This window comes from Manganibacter manganicus, assembly GCF_002075885.1.
Taxonomy (GTDB): domain Bacteria; phylum Pseudomonadota; class Alphaproteobacteria; order Rhizobiales; family Rhizobiaceae; genus Mesorhizobium; species Mesorhizobium manganicum.
This window is the reverse complement of the sequence record NZ_MDET01000012.1, coordinates 19984-34654: the sequence shown is the minus strand read 5'-3', so window position 1 is coordinate 34654 and position 14671 is coordinate 19984. Positions and strand designations below refer to the sequence as shown.

Here is a 14671-nt window from a genome sequence, read left to right as displayed (position 1 = left end):
TCTGCACGGATCAGCATGGGATACGCATAGTTAACGGATCGATAATTTAGCTGTTGCCAAATAGTCCAATTCGCCACGCAAAGCGTTGCAAGGACTTGCGTTGAGCGATTGCGCTATCCGACTGACAAAAGACGGGAAACGGCCATCGTTCAGGCCGCTTCCCCGAACCCGTTCGGACCGCCGCTAACCAGCCTCGCGGACACGCTTCAGCGCGGTCGAAAGACGGGCTTGCGTCTCGTCATATTCGGCAAGTTTCTCGCGCTCGGCGGCCACAATCTCATCCGGCGCGTTGGCGATGAATTTCTCATTGCCGAGTTTCTTGTGCAGGCGCGCGATTTCCTCCGTAACCTTGGCAAGTTCCTTCTGCAAACGCGCGGCCTCGGCCTTTAGGTCGATCAGCGCGCCCAAAGGCAGGCAGACGGTGGCCTCACCAAGAACCATCTGGGCCGAGCCCTTCGGTGCCGCGGTGGCAAGGGAAATGTCGCCGATACGTGCCAGGCGCTTGATCGCCGCCTCATGGCGCTCAAGACGCTGACGCGTCACGTCATTGGCGTCGATCACGACAAGCGGGGCGATCGCTGAGGGCGGCACGTTCATTTCCGAGCGCACCGAGCGGATGCCCGAAACCAGATCGATCAGCCAATTGATGTCGGCCGCAGCCTCGCCGTCCTCGAAACCGGGCACAGGCCATGTCGCATGGCAAAGTATCGAGGGCCGGCCGCCCTCGCCTGCCGTTTCGGCCCACAATTCCTCGGTCATGTACGGCATGAACGGGTGCAGCAACTTGTAGATCTCGTCCAGCACGAAGGCGATGGTAGCGCGGCTCTCGGCCTTGGCGGCCTCGTCTTCGCCCATGAAGACCGGCTTCGACAGTTCCACATACCAGTCGCAGAACTGGTTCCAGACGAAGCGATAGGCAGCACTCGCCGCATCGTTGAAGCGGTAGGAGGTGATGCCCTCGGTGACAGCGCGGGAGGCGCGCGTCAGTTCCGTCAAGATCCAACGGTTGAGCGCCAGCCTGGCATCGCCCAGCCACAGATCGTCATTGCGCACGGCACCGTTCATTTCGGCGAAGCGGGTCGCGTTCCACAGCTTGGTGCCGAAATTGCGATAGCCGGCGATGCGCGCCGGGTCGAGCTTCACGTCGCGCCCCTGGGCCGCCATGATCGCCAGGGTGAAGCGCAGGGCATCGGCGCCATATTCGTCGATCAGTTCGAGCGGATCGATGACGTTGCCCTTCGACTTCGACATCTTGGCGCCGTTCTTGTCGCGAACCAGCGCATGAACATAAACCGTATGGAACGGCTCCTCGTCCATGAAGTGCAGGCCCATCATCATCATGCGGGCAACCCAGAAGAAGATAATGTCGAAGCCCGTCACCAGAACGTCGGTCTGGTAGTATGTTTTCAGTTCCGGCGTCGCATCCGGCCAGCCGAGCGTAGAAAACGGCCAAAGGGCGGACGAGAACCAGGTATCGAGAACGTCCTCGTCGCGGGTCAGGATATCGCCCGGCTTGTAGGTTTCCAGCTTCTCCTCGACCCATGCCTTCCAGGGGCCTTCATGGGCGAGATAATGCTGGATCGCGGCCTCCAGCGCCTCCTCCTCGCTCTTTTCAACGAAGACCGTGCCGTCAGGACCGTACCATGCGGGAATCTGATGACCCCACCATAATTGACGCGAGATGCACCAGGGCTGGATGTTCTCCATCCAGTCGAAATAGGTCTTTTCCCAATTTTTGGGCACGAAATTGGTGCGGCCTTCGCGCACCGAGGCGATCGCCGGCTTCGCCATCTCGGCGGCATTGACATACCACTGGTCGGTCAGGAAAGGCTCGATCGGCACGCCGCCGCGGTCGCCATGCGGCACCATGTGACGGTGCGGTTCGATCTGCGCGAGGAAGCTGCCTGCCTCCATCAGTTCCACGATCCGCTTGCGGGCGGCAAAGCGGTCCTGTCCGTCCAACTCATCCCACACGGATTGCCGTTCGGGCGTAGCATCAAGATCGGCAAGGAACTCTTCGTTACCCTTGAGTTTTATCGCCGCTTCCGTGGTCAGGATATTGATTGCCGGCAGCTTGTGACGCCTGCCGACCTCGAAATCGTTGAAATCATGAGCCGGTGTGATCTTGACCGCGCCGGTTCCCTTCTCGGGATCGGAATACTCATCGGCGACCACCGGAATCCTGCGCCCGACCAGGGGCAGAATAACGTTCTTGCCAACCAGGGTCCGGTAGCGCTCATCGTCGGGGTGAACCGCGACGCCCGTATCGCCGAGCATGGTTTCAGGCCGCGTCGTGGCGACGGTGATAAAGGTAGCCGGATTCTCGGGGTCGAAATCCTCGCCCTCGATAGGGTAACGGAAATGCCAGAGATTGCCGTTGACCTCATGCTGCTCGACCTCGAGGTCGGAGATCGCGGTCAGCAGCTTCGGATCCCAGTTCACAAGGCGCTTGTCCTTGTAGATCAGCCCTTCCTTGAAGAGCGTGACGAAGACTTCGAGCACGGCCTTTGACAGCCCCTCGTCCATGGTGAAGCGTTCGCGGCTCCAGTCGCAGGACGCGCCGAGGCGCTTCAACTGGTTGAAGATGGTGCCGCCGGATTCGGCCTTCCATTCCCAAACCTTGTCGACAAACTCCTCGCGCGTCAGGTCGCGACGGCGAATCTGCTTTTCCATCAGCTTGCGCTCGACCACCATCTGCGTGGCGATGCCGGCATGGTCCATGCCCGGCTGCCACAGCACGTTCTTGCCACGCATGCGCTCGAAGCGCACCAGAATGTCCTGCAGCGTGTTGTTGAGCGCGTGGCCCATATGCAGCGAACCCGTGACATTGGGCGGCGGAATGACGATGGCGAAGGCTTCCGCGCCTTCCTCCGAACCGGCGCCGGCGCGGAACGCATCCGCCTCTTCCCAGAGCCTGGCGATCCTGGGTTCGACGGCCTTTGCGTCATAGGTTTTTTCAAGCATGGAAAGAGGTCCGAAATGGCGGGAATACAAGGGCCTGTGTAAATCCGAAGGGTGGGGCCGAGTCAACCTTGTGGCCGCGCCTTGGGGTGCTGCCCGCGCAGTTCGTGGAGCACGGGCACCAATGCGGCGGGCAGATCGTCGGCGATCAGGCCCGGCCTGAAGCGGCGTGCGGCCTCAGCATGCATCCACACGGCAGCACATGCCGCTTCGAACGCCGGCATGCCCTGTGCCAGCAACCCGGCGACAATACCGGCAAGCACGTCGCCGGAGCCGGCTGTCGCAAGCCATGGCACGCCGTTGGCATTGATGGCCGCACGGCCCTCTGGCGATGCAATCACCGTATCGGCGCCCTTATAGATGACGGTGCCATGCGAAAGCGATGCAGCCCGCCGCGCCTTGTCGAGCTTGGAAAGCGTTTCATCGCCAGCGATGTCAGGAAACAAGCGGCCGAACTCACCCTCATGCGGCGTCAGCACCAGCGCAGGTGCAGCCTCCAATCCGGCAGCCGCGAAGAGCGTGGACGGCTCGTCGCGGAAGGAGGTGATGCCGTCGGCATCGAGCACCAGCCCTTCGACGCCGTTCGAACGGCCGTCGCCCAAAATATCGAGAGCGAAAGCACGCGCTTTCTCACCGATACCGAAGCCCGGCCCCAACACGAACGCCGAAGGCGGGTGATTGGCCTGCACCTTCGCGAGATCGTGCGCATCCGAGACCTTGCGAAGCATGATCGAGGTGAGATGCGCGGCGTTGACCTGCATGGCATTGGCGGGCGACAGCACCGTGACTGCGCCTGCCCCGGCACGCGCTGCCGCCAGGGCCGACAACCGGGCGGCGCCGGTTGAGGACGGGCCACCCGAAAAGGCGCCGACATGGCCGCGCCGGTATTTGTGCGTGTCCACCTGGGCCACCGGCAGGGCCGTGCGCCACAAAGCCGGATCGTTTTCGAAAATTCGAATATTCATCTCGCCAATGACCGCATCGTCGATGCCGATATCGGCCAGCACCACCTCGCCGCACAGTTCGCGACCCGGCAAGAGCAAATGGCCCGGTTTCTTGCGCGCGAACGTCACGGTCACGGCGGCTCGAAAAGCGCTCCCCGACACCTGCCCGCTGTCGCCGGACACGCCGGACGGCAGATCGACCGCCACAACCGGCAAATCCAGACTTTCCACCAGTGCAATAGCGCGTGCGGCATCGCCGTCCACCGGGCGGGACAGGCCCGAGCCATAGAGCGCATCGACGACCAGTTCATCCGGCCCGGCGGTGAATTCGAGCAGGGACAGCCGCTCCAGCCGACATTGCGCCGCTGCAAGTGCCGCATCGCTGCCGGGCCGTGGCATCCCCGACGTCCATAGCGATACGGCGAAACCGCTCTCGGCAAGCAAGCCCGCGATCACATAGCCATCGCCGCCATTGTTGCCCGGCCCCGCCAGAACATGCACCTTCGCCGCACCTGGATAACGCACCAGCACCTCGGCAGCCACCAAGGTGCCGGCGCGGCGCATCAAGGCAAGGCCATCAAAAGGACCATCGGCAATCGCGCGACGATCAACCGCCGCCATTTCCATCGGCGATAGAAGTTCAAGACGCATGACAGTTTTCCGATCAGACACCGAAGATCAGCCAGTTTTTCCTGCGAGGCAATGACATATCCATGCAATCCCACAGGGCAGAAAACAGGCATGTCGCCTAATTTTTAGGCAGAGCTATACTGGATCACCGAATTCCTCGACCAGAAACAGCGTAAACAGGCCGCAATACCCCATCAAATCGACAAAAGTGCCTGCGACTCTGCGCAACGCGCAATCTGGCACGGAACATGCTTACCTATTGCGCGGGCGGGTGAAATCGCCTGCTATTGCCATTTGGAGGCGCATATTCATGAAGAAGATCGAGGCGATCATCAAACCGTTCAAGCTTGACGAGGTCAAGGAAGCGCTTCAGGAGGCCGGGCTGCAAGGCATCACCGTGACCGAAGCCAAGGGTTTCGGCCGTCAGAAGGGTCATACAGAGCTTTATCGCGGCGCCGAATATGTCGTGGACTTCCTGCCCAAGGTGAAGATCGAACTGGTGCTGGGAGACGACTCCGTCGAAATCGCCATCGAGGCGATCCGCAAGGCCGCACAGACCGGCCGTATCGGCGACGGCAAGATTTTCGTTTCGAGCATCGAGGAAGTCGTGCGCATCCGCACCGGCGAGACCGGCATGGACGCCGTCTGACCCCCACAAATTTCAAAGCCAATCGTTTCAGCGTTTATCACACAGGAAAGCACCATGACGACAGCCGCCGACATCATGAAGCAGATCAAGGACAACGATATCAAGTTTGTCGATCTGCGCTTCACCGACCCGAAGGGTAAACTCCATCATGTGACCACGGACGTGGCAGAGATCGAGGAAGACACGTTCGCCGACGGCATCATGTTCGACGGCTCCTCCATCCACGGCTGGAAGGCCATCAACGAAAGCGACATGGTGCTGATGCCGGATCCGGAATCGGCGCATATGGACCCGTTCTTCGCCCAGTCCACCATGGTCATCCTGTGCGACATCCTCGATCCGATTTCCGGCGAGGCCTACAATCGCGACCCGCGCGGCATCGCCCGGCGTGCAGAGGCCTACATGAAGGCCGAAGGCATCGGCGACACCATCTATGTCGGTCCCGAAGCCGAGTTCTTCGTCTTCGACGACGTCAAGTACAAGGCCGATCCCTATAATACCGGCTTCAAACTGGACTCGTCCGAATTGCCGTCCAATGACGACACAGACTACGAAACCGGCAATCTCGGCCACCGGCCGCGCATCAAGGGCGGCTATTTCCCCGTGCCGCCGGTTGATTCCTGTCAGGACATGCGCTCGGAAATGCTGACCGTGCTCACCGAGATGGGCGTGCGCGTCGAAAAGCACCATCATGAGGTCGCGGCCGCCCAGCACGAACTCGGCATCAAATTCGATACGCTGCTGCGCAACGCCGACAAGATGCTCATCTATAAATATGTCGTGCATCAGGTCGCCAATGCCTATGGCAAGACGGCCACATTCATGCCGAAGCCGATCTTCGGCGACAACGGCTCCGGCATGCATGTCAACATGTCGATCTGGAAGGGCGGGAAGCCGACCTTCGCCGGCAATGAATATGCCGGCCTGTCGGAAAACTGCCTGTTCTTCATCGGCGGCGTCATCAAGCATGCCAAGGCGGTCAACGCGTTCACCAACCCGCTGACCAATTCCTACAAGCGGCTGGTACCCGGCTACGAAGCGCCGGTGCTGCTGGCCTATTCGGCGCGTAACCGTTCGGCCTCCTGCCGCATCCCCTTCGGCACGTCTCCGAAAGCCAAGCGTCTTGAAGTGCGCTTTCCCGATCCTGGCGCGAATCCCTATCTCGCCTTCTCGGCGCTGTTGATGGCCGGCCTCGATGGCATCAAGAACAAGATTCATCCCGGCCAGCCGATGGACAAGGATCTTTATGACCTGCCGCCGAAGGAACTGAAAAAGATCCCGACTGTGTGCGGCAGCTTGCGTGAGGCCCTGCAAAGCCTCGACAAGGATCGCGGCTTCCTCAAGGCCGGCGGCGTGTTCGACGACGATCAGATCGACAGCTTCATCGAATTGAAAATGGCTGAGGTAATGCGTTTCGAAATGTCGCCACATCCGGTCGAATACGACATGTACTATTCGGTCTGACCGCTTTCTCTTACACGAAAAAGCCCCGGCAGCGACGCCGGGGCTTTTTCATGTGCGGAATGCAATGGCAGGCTTTAAATATCCGTCAAACACCGAGATAGCGCTGAAGAAGTTCAGGTTGAGTCTTAAGTTCGCTGGCCGTGCCTTCATGGGCGATATGGCCGTTGGCGACGATATAGAGCCGGTCGGCGAGAGCCAGCGTTGCCGCCAGATTCTGCTCGACCAGCACGATGGTCTGCCCCGCCTTCGCGAGATCCTGGCAGGCACGCATCAGGTCCTGCACGATAACTGGAGCCAATCCCTCGAAAGGTTCATCCAGCAGCACGATCTTGGGATCGCGCACCAAGGCGCGCGCAATCGCCAGCATCTGCTGTTCACCGCCTGAGAGGTCCGTACCGCGACTGGTGCGCCGTTCCTTCAGTCGCGGAAACATTTCATAGATGCGGTCCAGCGGCCATTTGTTCTCAGCCGTCAGCCCAGCAAGAACGATGTTATCTTCGACACTCAGACTGCCGAAGATGCGACGATCCTCGTGCACCAGTTGCATGCCGAGCCGAGCGATACTGTGCGCCTTCTTGCCGGCAATCTCCGTACCGTCCAATTTGACGCTTCCGGCTTTTGGCTTCACCACGCCCATCAGACTCTTCAATGTCGTCGATTTGCCGGCGCCATTACGGCCTAGCAGCGCGACAACCTCGTGTTTTTCAACACGCATGGAGACATCGAACAGAATATGGCTATCACCATAATAACTGTTCAGACCATCGACCTCGAGCAGGCTCATGCCACCTCTCCATGAACGCCGCCGAGATAGGCTTCCTGCACCTTCGCATTGTTCTTGATCTGGTCGGGCGTGCCTTCGACCAACACACGGCCCTCTTGCAGAACGGTGACTTTCTCTGCCAGTTCGAACAGGGCATCCATGTCGTGATCGATGATGATCATCGTACGTCCCTGAGCGATGGATTTCAAAAGCGCCACGGTTTCAACGCGCTCCTGGGGGCTCATGCCGGCCAAAGGCTCGTCGAGCAGCAGGAGACTTGGAGACGTCGCAAGCGCTAAGCCGATTTCCAACCTTCTCTTTTCGCCGTAGGCGAGTTCCGACACCGACGTATCCGTTCGATGTGTCAGATTAACTAGCGCCAGCGTGTGAGAAACCTGTTCGTCCAAGCCCGGAACACGAGCAAGGCTGCGAAACAGATCGAGCCGGAACTTACCTCGAACCTTGCCGAGTGCAGCAATTTCCAGATTCTGCCGGACGGTCAACCGTTCAAAGAGCTGATTGATCTGGTAGCTCTTAGTGAGGCCAAGCTGACAAACGTCAATGACATTCATGCCGGTGATGTCTCGCCCCTCGAACGCGATCTTACCCGAACTTGGCGGCACTTCGCAGGTCAGCATCTTGAAAAAAGTGCTCTTGCCCGCACCGTTCGGCCCGATGATGCCGCGCATCTCGCCATAATCAACTGTGAAGTCGATATCGCTGTTGGCGATCACGCCGCCATAGCGTCTTGTGAGGCCCCTCGCCTGCAGGATCGGTCCCCCGCCAGCGGGCTGGTGACGCACATGAACTGTCCCGGTTGCGGGCTTCGGCGTCGGCAGCTTGACCACGACAGACGATTGCGGTGCAGTTGCCGGCCCCTCTTCGCTCTGCTTCTTTTTCGTCACAAGGCGGTAGAGATCGATAATGGCACCCGCCAGACCACGCCGCAGGAAGCAGATCAGCAATACGAAGACGATACCGAGGATCAATTTCCAGGTAGCACCCAGATGCAGTGTCGTCTGGAAGAAATCGCTCAGATAAAGCCAGGTGGCAGCACCTAGCAGCGGACCAAACAGCGTGCCTGCGCCGCCGATCGCGGTCTGCATGACGATCTCGCCCGATGTCGCGAACATGAATGCATCAGGCGGCATGAAGCCTTGCATCATGCCGAGTAAACCGCCGGCAAAACCGGCATAAACCGCAGCAATGACAAAGGCTGTCAGCTTATAGCTGTGAATATTGTGGCCAAGCGCCTGCGCGCGCAGAGGATTGTCCCTGATCGCACGCAGCAACAAGCCCACCGGCGAGCGCACGATACGTAGCGCGGCCACAAGGCCAACGAAGTACCAGAAAGCAATGAACGCATACATGGACAAATTGGTATCGAACTCGAGGGTCGTGAAGCCGAGATGCAGGTTCGGCGTCGGGACGCCCGGCAGGCCATTTTCGCCGCCGGTGAAGGCCGACAGTGGATTGAACTCGACGAAGAAGAACACTTCGGCAATCGCCACCGTGATCATGGCGAAGTAGATGCCGGTACGTCGAAGTGCAATGAGACCAACCAGATAGCCGATCACCCCCGAAACGATCGCCCCCAAGAACAGCGCGGCCACCGTATTGGTGAATCCGGTCTGCGTCAGCAGATAGGCCGCGAACATGCCGCCGGTACCAAAGAAGGCCGACTGACCGAACGAAAGCAACCCAGTATAGCCGAACAATATATCGAAGCCGATCCCCACAAGAGCCCAGATGAGGATACGGTTGATCGTCGTCGGACTAAAGCCGAGATAAGGAAGCACGAAAGGCGCTGCGATCAGCCCCAGTGCCGTCAGGGTTTCAATGAGGAAAGGACGTTGCTTGAGCATGAATGGCCCGCTTTTACTCGCGACCCGCCGAGCCGAGCAGTCCGTATGGACGAAGCACCAGCACGAGCGTCATCGCCACGAACAGCATGACATAGGAATAACCGGGATTGAACATCGAGGTGATGCTGATGATCTCGCCGGCGATGAGACCTCCAAGGATGGCGCCGGGAAACGAACCGACGCCACCGATGACGACCACCACGAACGTTTGCACCAGGATCGCTTCACCCATATCCGGCGCTATCGAGACGACCGGCGCATTGACGATACCGGCAAAACCTGCCGCCATCGCACCGATGCCGAACACCAGCATAAATATCTTATAGACGTCGATCCCGAGCGAATCGACCATCACCGCGTCCTCGATGCCGGCGCGCACAATCATACCGATGCGGGTACGATAAAGAACGATGTAGAGGGCTAGCAGCGCAATTGCGACAATACCAAGCGCTGCAAGCCGATAGGTCGGGTAGAACATAAAGCCGAGATTGGTGATGCCCTGGAACATCGCGGGCGGCGGCGTCATTTTCGACAGGCTGCCGAAAAAGAAACGCACGCCTTCGACGAAGACGATGCCCAGCCCGAATGTGACCAGAAGTTGATCCTCATGCGGGCGGGAATAGAAGTGGCGGATGATAAGCCGCTCCATCACCACGCCCACCAGCATGACGAATACCGATCCGACAATCACCGCGATGATGAAAGAGTCTGAATAGGTATAAGCCAGCCAACCGGCATAGCCACCCAACATGAACATGGCGCCATGCGCCAGATTGAGCACGCCGAGAGTGCCATAGATGATCGTCAGTCCGGAGGAAATCAGCGCCAGAAGCGCGCCGAGCACCAGGCCGTTGAAACATTGCGATATGAAATTCGCCCAGTTGACCAATTTGTCCCACCTCGATTGTGGATCGGAATTCGCGCCGGCCTCAAAATAACACAGGCTTCCCGTTGCGCCCTGGGCGCCAGAAAGTTGCGTCAGCCAGCCGATATGGCAGTGAAAGCCCCTCCGACCGCCACGCTCGGAGGGGGTAAGAGACTCAGGTATAGTCGCCGAGTTTGCAGCCGAAGGCATCCGGCGCTTGCATCAGCCCTTCGCCTGGCACGACCTCGAGAACCTCCCAGAAATCCTCATCGTTCTTCATGTCCTTCTGGGCCTTGCCGCGGACAATGACGACAGGACGTACGCACTGATGGTCTTCCGGCCGGTAGTGAACGTCGCCAATTAGAGACGGGATGGTCTCGCCTTTCTCGAACTGCTTGATGACATCAGGCGGATAGAAACTGCCCGCTTCCGACACCATGCGCGCCCAATGGGCAAAGCTGACATAGCTGTTTTCCGCGCCCCATTCAGGCCGATAGCCGTACTTCTCCTGGAATGCCTCCACGAACATCTTGGAGAGAGGATATTTATCCTCGAGCGTCCACCAGAAATCGGTCGCCGCGAACACCCCCTCAGTGATGTCGGCCCCCACTTCTTTGGCAAGGAACGGGATCTGATAAGGGATGACCAGTTTCATCTGCGGCAGCAGGCCAAATTGTTTAGCCTGCTGGGTCGAAAGCACCGCATCACGCCCCCAATTGACGTTGACGATGAATTCGGCGCCCGAATTGGCAATGTTGGTGAGATACTGGCTGAAATCCTGCGTTCCGAGCGGCGACACCTGATTTGTCACCATCTCCCATCCGGCATGCTCCTTCAGGTAATCGTTCACCGACTTGGTGACCGTATGGCCATAAGTATAGTCCGGCGTCATGAATGCCGCCTTCCTGTTCTTGCCGAAATTCTTCACCAGAACCGGGCCAATCGCGGCAGCGGCGGTCTGGCCGAAGAAATTCTGACGGAAGCCGTAGCGCACGCAATCCTTGCCGGTGGTGTCGTTCGAACCGGAGATACCTGCGAGATAAAGTATCTTTTCGCGTTCGGCGAACTTGTTCATCGCGACCGCCACCGCGGACGAGGTCGAACCCGTCATCATGATGATCTTGTTGTCATTGATGAATGTCTGCGCGACCCGCAATGCGGTGTTTGGTTTGGCAGCCGAGTCAGCAGAAAGCAGCTTGACCTTCTTGCCAAGCAGACCCTTGTCGATTTTGGGCGCGAACTTCTTCATCAGTTCGTGGCCCTCGTTGATATGGTCGACGGCGAGTTCCCATCCCTTGAGTTCGTCCGCGCCCTGCGCCGCATAGGTGCCCGTCAGAGGCACAGCCGCGCCGAGATAAACCGTATCGCCTTCCGAACCGGCTGGCCAGGTGCCGATCGGCGGCTTGTCGTCGGCATAAGCCCACCCGATCGTACCGAGGCCGGGAATAAACGCCGCCGAAGCGACACCCGCGCCGAGTTGCAACACATGCCGGCGCGAAAGGCCGCTTTTATTGCCTGATTTGAATTTCGCCATGTATTCCTCCCATGCGTTTGCAATTTTCGGCCGCTCCCTCGACTGCGACCGTGTGCCCGCCACCTCACCACACTGACCAAGCACGCGCGCCGGACGCTGCCGGGCGCGCCAAGTCATCGCGGCGGATAATGGGCAGCATAGTGCGGAGGCGTCAATGCAACTTTGGTTGCTAAGAGGCCGGAAATCCGACCGAAAAAACCCTTAAATGAGCGCATGGACTGCTAAGCGGCCTGCGTCCGGCCTATAGTCAGGCGTCCAGCATTCCCAGCAGGGCGACCGCCGCCAGGAAATCGCGCTTGCGTTGCGCGCGGCGGGCAAACGCTTCGGCGTCCTGCCCCCAATGCTCGATCTGCCAGTCTTCATCGACATGGGCAGCCATCCACGCAGCCTCGCCATCAAGAGCGCCTGCCTCGACAGCCAGCGCCAGCAGGGCCGATCCGGTTAATGTCGTCATGACGTGCAGAGCGGCCATGCGCATCGGTTCGACGCGGCGTGCCAGATGCGCGCCCAACATTGCCAGCGACTCTCGCGGCTGCGGCACATGAACAACACCTTCGGCCAGATTAAAGCGAGCGCTCAATTCGGACTGGGCCCAGTCGATCACCGGATCCCAATGGGCATTCTGGCGTTCCACCAGTCCTTCGGGTGCTTCGGCGCGATAACATAAAAGATCGGAGGACGCGAAGCGCAGCACATCCTCCAGAACCGCCTGCGGATCGGTGGCCACGCCATCGATCGCCGTGTTGACCAGCCGCAGCACCGGCATAGTCATTGGGTCGATGACTTTCTCCTGCGCATCGAACTCACCAACAACCAGTAGCGCTGCCTGCTCCGAAGGCAGAGAGAGAAGTGCCCGGCCCGGCGTACGCACTGGCTTTCCGTCGAGTTGGACGGCATAGCGGCCATCGACTGGTGCCACTGAGGCCACCTTGTAGAAACGCTTCGGCAGCGGCGTTTTCATCTGGATCTGGGCGCGGCGCACCGGGTCTGGATCGGAAAGATGCGGACTGGCCTCAAGATCGCTGAGAATATCACGCATGACCGTCTCCTATACGGGAATCTGCCGGCGCGGCGACCGGTTGACGACGACAAGCCCGACGGCGATCAGGGCAAGCGCCAGGAAAACGCGCAGGGACAACGGCTCATGCAGGAACAGCGCTCCGCAAAGAACGCCGAAAACCGGGCTCAAGAAGGCAAAGCTCGCCAAGCCGGATGCAGGATAACGTCTCAATAGCCAAAACCACAGCACGTAGGTGAAGGCTACGATATAGATAGACTGGAAACCCAATGCAAAGAGCGTCAGCGACGTCACCTCGCGTATGGCGGGACCGGAAAACGGCATTACGATGAAGCCAACAACGGCAGCGCCGGCCAGTTGATAAAGCAGTACTTTCTCGGCACTGATTGTATTCAATCGTGAGCGCTTGATGACGATATTGGTTGCCGCCCACAATATGCCGGCACTGACGGCAAGCGCATCTCCGAGCCACTCCACCTGTCCATCCGCACCAAGCTTGTCGGAGAAGACCGCGAGGAGACCGCCAAAGGCAAGGATAAGGCCGATCAGTTTGCGTGGCGTGAAGTGCTCACCGAGTAGAAAATGCCCGCCGATCAGCATCCAGAACGGCATGGCATTGACCAGCAATGTACTGCGCGCCACGCTGGTGAGTTCAAGCCCGATATAAAGGCAAAGGAATTCCAAGCCGAACAGAACGCCTACGGCTGCTCCCGCGATCAAAGTTCCATCGCGCTTGAACAGAGCGATACCGCGCCAGCGGCACCACAAGAACACCAGCGCCCCGCCAATCACCGATCGCGCGATCGACAGGAAAACCGGATCGAATCCCGAATAGGAAAGCTTCGCTGCGACATAATTGAGCCCCCACGAGAATGTCAGGCCCACCATGAGGCCAGCCGCCGCGACATCGACCTGGTCGCGCCGCTCGAAAGCCGCGGTGCCGCTCATGCGTCGTTCTCGTCGAATCCGATAAGATTCCAACTTTGACGCATATGCGGCGGCATCGGCGCCGTCACGTCGATGGTGCCGCTGTCGGGATGCGGAATGACGATGCGCCGGGCGAGCAAATGCAGCCGGTTCTGCACACCGCCGGGAAACTCCCAATTGGTGTCGGCCTCGAAATATTTAGGATCACCGATGATAGGGCAGCCAATGTGCGCGGCATGGACGCGCAATTGATGGGTGCGCCCCGTATAAGGCTCCATTTCCAGCCAGCAGAGCGTCTGTGCCGCCTGCTCGATCACGCGATAGTATGACACCGCATGGTCGGCGCCCTTCTCGCCATGGCGGGCGACCCGCATACGATCGCCGTCGGGCGTCTGGTCCTTGATCAGCCAGGTCGAGATCTTGTCCTCTCGCTTGGGCGGAACGCCCTTCACCAGCGCCCAATAGGTTTTCTTCGTCGCGCGTGCGCGGAAGGATTCCGATAGTTTCATAGCAGCAAGGCGAGTGCGTGCCACCACAAGCACGCCCGACGTGTCGCGATCCAGCCGATGCACCAGCCGCGGCTTCTCGCCCTTCTTGCTGCGCCAGGCTTCGAGCATGTCATCGACATTGCGCGTAACCCCCGAGCCACCCTGCACCGCCAATCCGGCCGGCTTGTTGAAGACGAAAACCTTTGCATCTTCATGCAGCAGCATCTTGGAAAGGACATCCGCATCGCCCTGGTTGCGAATGGAATGGCCGGTCAGATTCCCTTCGCCCTTGCGGTCGATCTCTAGCGGCGGAATGCGCACCGTCTGCCCCGGCTCCAGGCGCGTATCCGCCTTGGCGCGGCCGCCATCGATACGAATCTGCCCGGAGCGCAGCAATTTCTGCAAATGGCCGAAGCCAAGGCCCGGATAATGCGCCTTGAACCAACGGTCGAGCCGCATGCCCGCCTCGCCCGTCTCCACCGTGATCAGTTCAACGCCTGCCATTCTCGCACTCGCTCGGTTCGAAGCGCGGCAATAGCACCAAGCAGAGGGCGTTGCGAGCC

11 protein-coding genes are annotated in these 14671 nt (G+C 59.5%); 2 read left to right on the top strand and 9 right to left on the bottom strand.

The window, feature by feature from the left end:
- Positions 1-183: 183 nt before the first annotated feature.
- Together BFN67_RS09085 and BFN67_RS09080 are read right to left on the bottom strand one after the other, a co-directional pair.
- Positions 184-2964, bottom strand: coding sequence for a valine--tRNA ligase (locus BFN67_RS09085; protein WP_080919313.1), 2781 nt, complete (start codon positions 2962-2964; stop codon positions 184-186).
- A gap of 62 nt (positions 2965-3026) precedes the next feature.
- Positions 3027-4556, bottom strand: coding sequence for an NAD(P)H-hydrate dehydratase (locus BFN67_RS09080; RefSeq protein WP_080919312.1), 1530 nt, complete (start codon positions 4554-4556; stop codon positions 3027-3029).
- Positions 4557-4845: 289 nt separating this feature from the next.
- Here BFN67_RS09080 and BFN67_RS09075 point away from each other — a divergent pair, with 289 nt between their 5' ends.
- Together BFN67_RS09075 and glnA are read left to right on the top strand one after the other, a co-directional pair.
- On the top strand, positions 4846-5184 hold the full coding sequence (locus tag BFN67_RS09075) for a P-II family nitrogen regulator (protein ID WP_080919311.1): 339 nt from the start codon (positions 4846-4848) through the stop codon (positions 5182-5184).
- A gap of 54 nt (positions 5185-5238) precedes the next feature.
- Entirely contained in the window at positions 5239-6648 is a 1410-nt protein-coding gene (glnA, locus tag BFN67_RS09070; protein WP_080919310.1) for a type I glutamate--ammonia ligase, read from the top strand.
- A gap of 85 nt (positions 6649-6733) precedes the next feature.
- On the opposite strand, the gene BFN67_RS09065 is transcribed toward glnA, so the two are convergent.
- From BFN67_RS09065 to BFN67_RS09035, 7 genes are all read right to left on the bottom strand, one after another.
- Entirely contained in the window at positions 6734-7432 is a 699-nt protein-coding gene (locus tag BFN67_RS09065; RefSeq protein WP_080919309.1) for an ABC transporter ATP-binding protein, read from the bottom strand.
- Positions 7429-9276 (bottom strand): branched-chain amino acid ABC transporter ATP-binding protein/permease, encoded by a 1848-nt coding sequence (locus tag BFN67_RS09060; protein ID WP_080919308.1) that lies wholly within the window; start codon positions 9274-9276, stop codon positions 7429-7431. Before BFN67_RS09060 ends, BFN67_RS09065 begins: the two co-directional genes overlap by 4 nt.
- A gap of 13 nt (positions 9277-9289) precedes the next feature.
- Positions 9290-10165, bottom strand: a complete 876-nt coding sequence (locus BFN67_RS09055; RefSeq protein WP_080919307.1) for a branched-chain amino acid ABC transporter permease — start codon at positions 10163-10165, stop codon at positions 9290-9292.
- Positions 10166-10316: 151 nt separating this feature from the next.
- A complete protein-coding gene (locus tag BFN67_RS09050) occupies positions 10317-11675 on the bottom strand; it encodes a substrate-binding protein (protein WP_080919306.1) in 1359 nt (452 codons plus the stop codon).
- 247 nt (positions 11676-11922) lie between these two features.
- Entirely contained in the window at positions 11923-12714 is a 792-nt protein-coding gene (locus tag BFN67_RS09045; RefSeq protein WP_080919305.1) for an ATP12 family chaperone protein, read from the bottom strand.
- A gap of 9 nt (positions 12715-12723) precedes the next feature.
- Positions 12724-13641, bottom strand: coding sequence for a DMT family transporter (locus BFN67_RS09040; RefSeq protein WP_080919304.1), 918 nt, complete (start codon positions 13639-13641; stop codon positions 12724-12726).
- Complete coding sequence (locus tag BFN67_RS09035) at positions 13638-14612, bottom strand: RluA family pseudouridine synthase (protein ID WP_080919303.1); 975 nt, start codon at positions 14610-14612, stop codon at positions 13638-13640. Before BFN67_RS09035 ends, BFN67_RS09040 begins: the two co-directional genes overlap by 4 nt.
- Between the last annotated feature and the right edge of the window lie 59 nt (positions 14613-14671).

What these genes read in the sequence shown, in the direction of transcription:
- BFN67_RS09085 (WP_080919313.1), bottom strand. Translation starts at nt 2,964, where the DNA reads ATGCTTGAAAAAACCTATGACGCAAAGGCCGTCGAACCCAGGATCGCC.
- BFN67_RS09080 (WP_080919312.1), bottom strand. Translation starts at nt 4,556, where the DNA reads ATGCGTCTTGAACTTCTATCGCCGATGGAAATGGCGGCGGTTGATCGT.
- BFN67_RS09075 (WP_080919311.1), top strand. Translation starts at nt 4,846, where the DNA reads ATGAAGAAGATCGAGGCGATCATCAAACCGTTCAAGCTTGACGAGGTC.
- glnA (WP_080919310.1), top strand. Translation starts at nt 5,239, where the DNA reads ATGACGACAGCCGCCGACATCATGAAGCAGATCAAGGACAACGATATC.
- BFN67_RS09065 (WP_080919309.1), bottom strand. Translation starts at nt 7,432, where the DNA reads ATGAGCCTGCTCGAGGTCGATGGTCTGAACAGTTATTATGGTGATAGC.
- BFN67_RS09060 (WP_080919308.1), bottom strand. Translation starts at nt 9,276, where the DNA reads ATGCTCAAGCAACGTCCTTTCCTCATTGAAACCCTGACGGCACTGGGG.
- BFN67_RS09050 (WP_080919306.1), bottom strand. Translation starts at nt 11,675, where the DNA reads ATGGCGAAATTCAAATCAGGCAATAAAAGCGGCCTTTCGCGCCGGCAT.
- BFN67_RS09045 (WP_080919305.1), bottom strand. Translation starts at nt 12,714, where the DNA reads ATGCGTGATATTCTCAGCGATCTTGAGGCCAGTCCGCATCTTTCCGAT.
- BFN67_RS09040 (WP_080919304.1), bottom strand. Translation starts at nt 13,641, where the DNA reads ATGAGCGGCACCGCGGCTTTCGAGCGGCGCGACCAGGTCGATGTCGCG.
- BFN67_RS09035 (WP_080919303.1), bottom strand. Translation starts at nt 14,612, where the DNA reads ATGGCAGGCGTTGAACTGATCACGGTGGAGACGGGCGAGGCGGGCATG.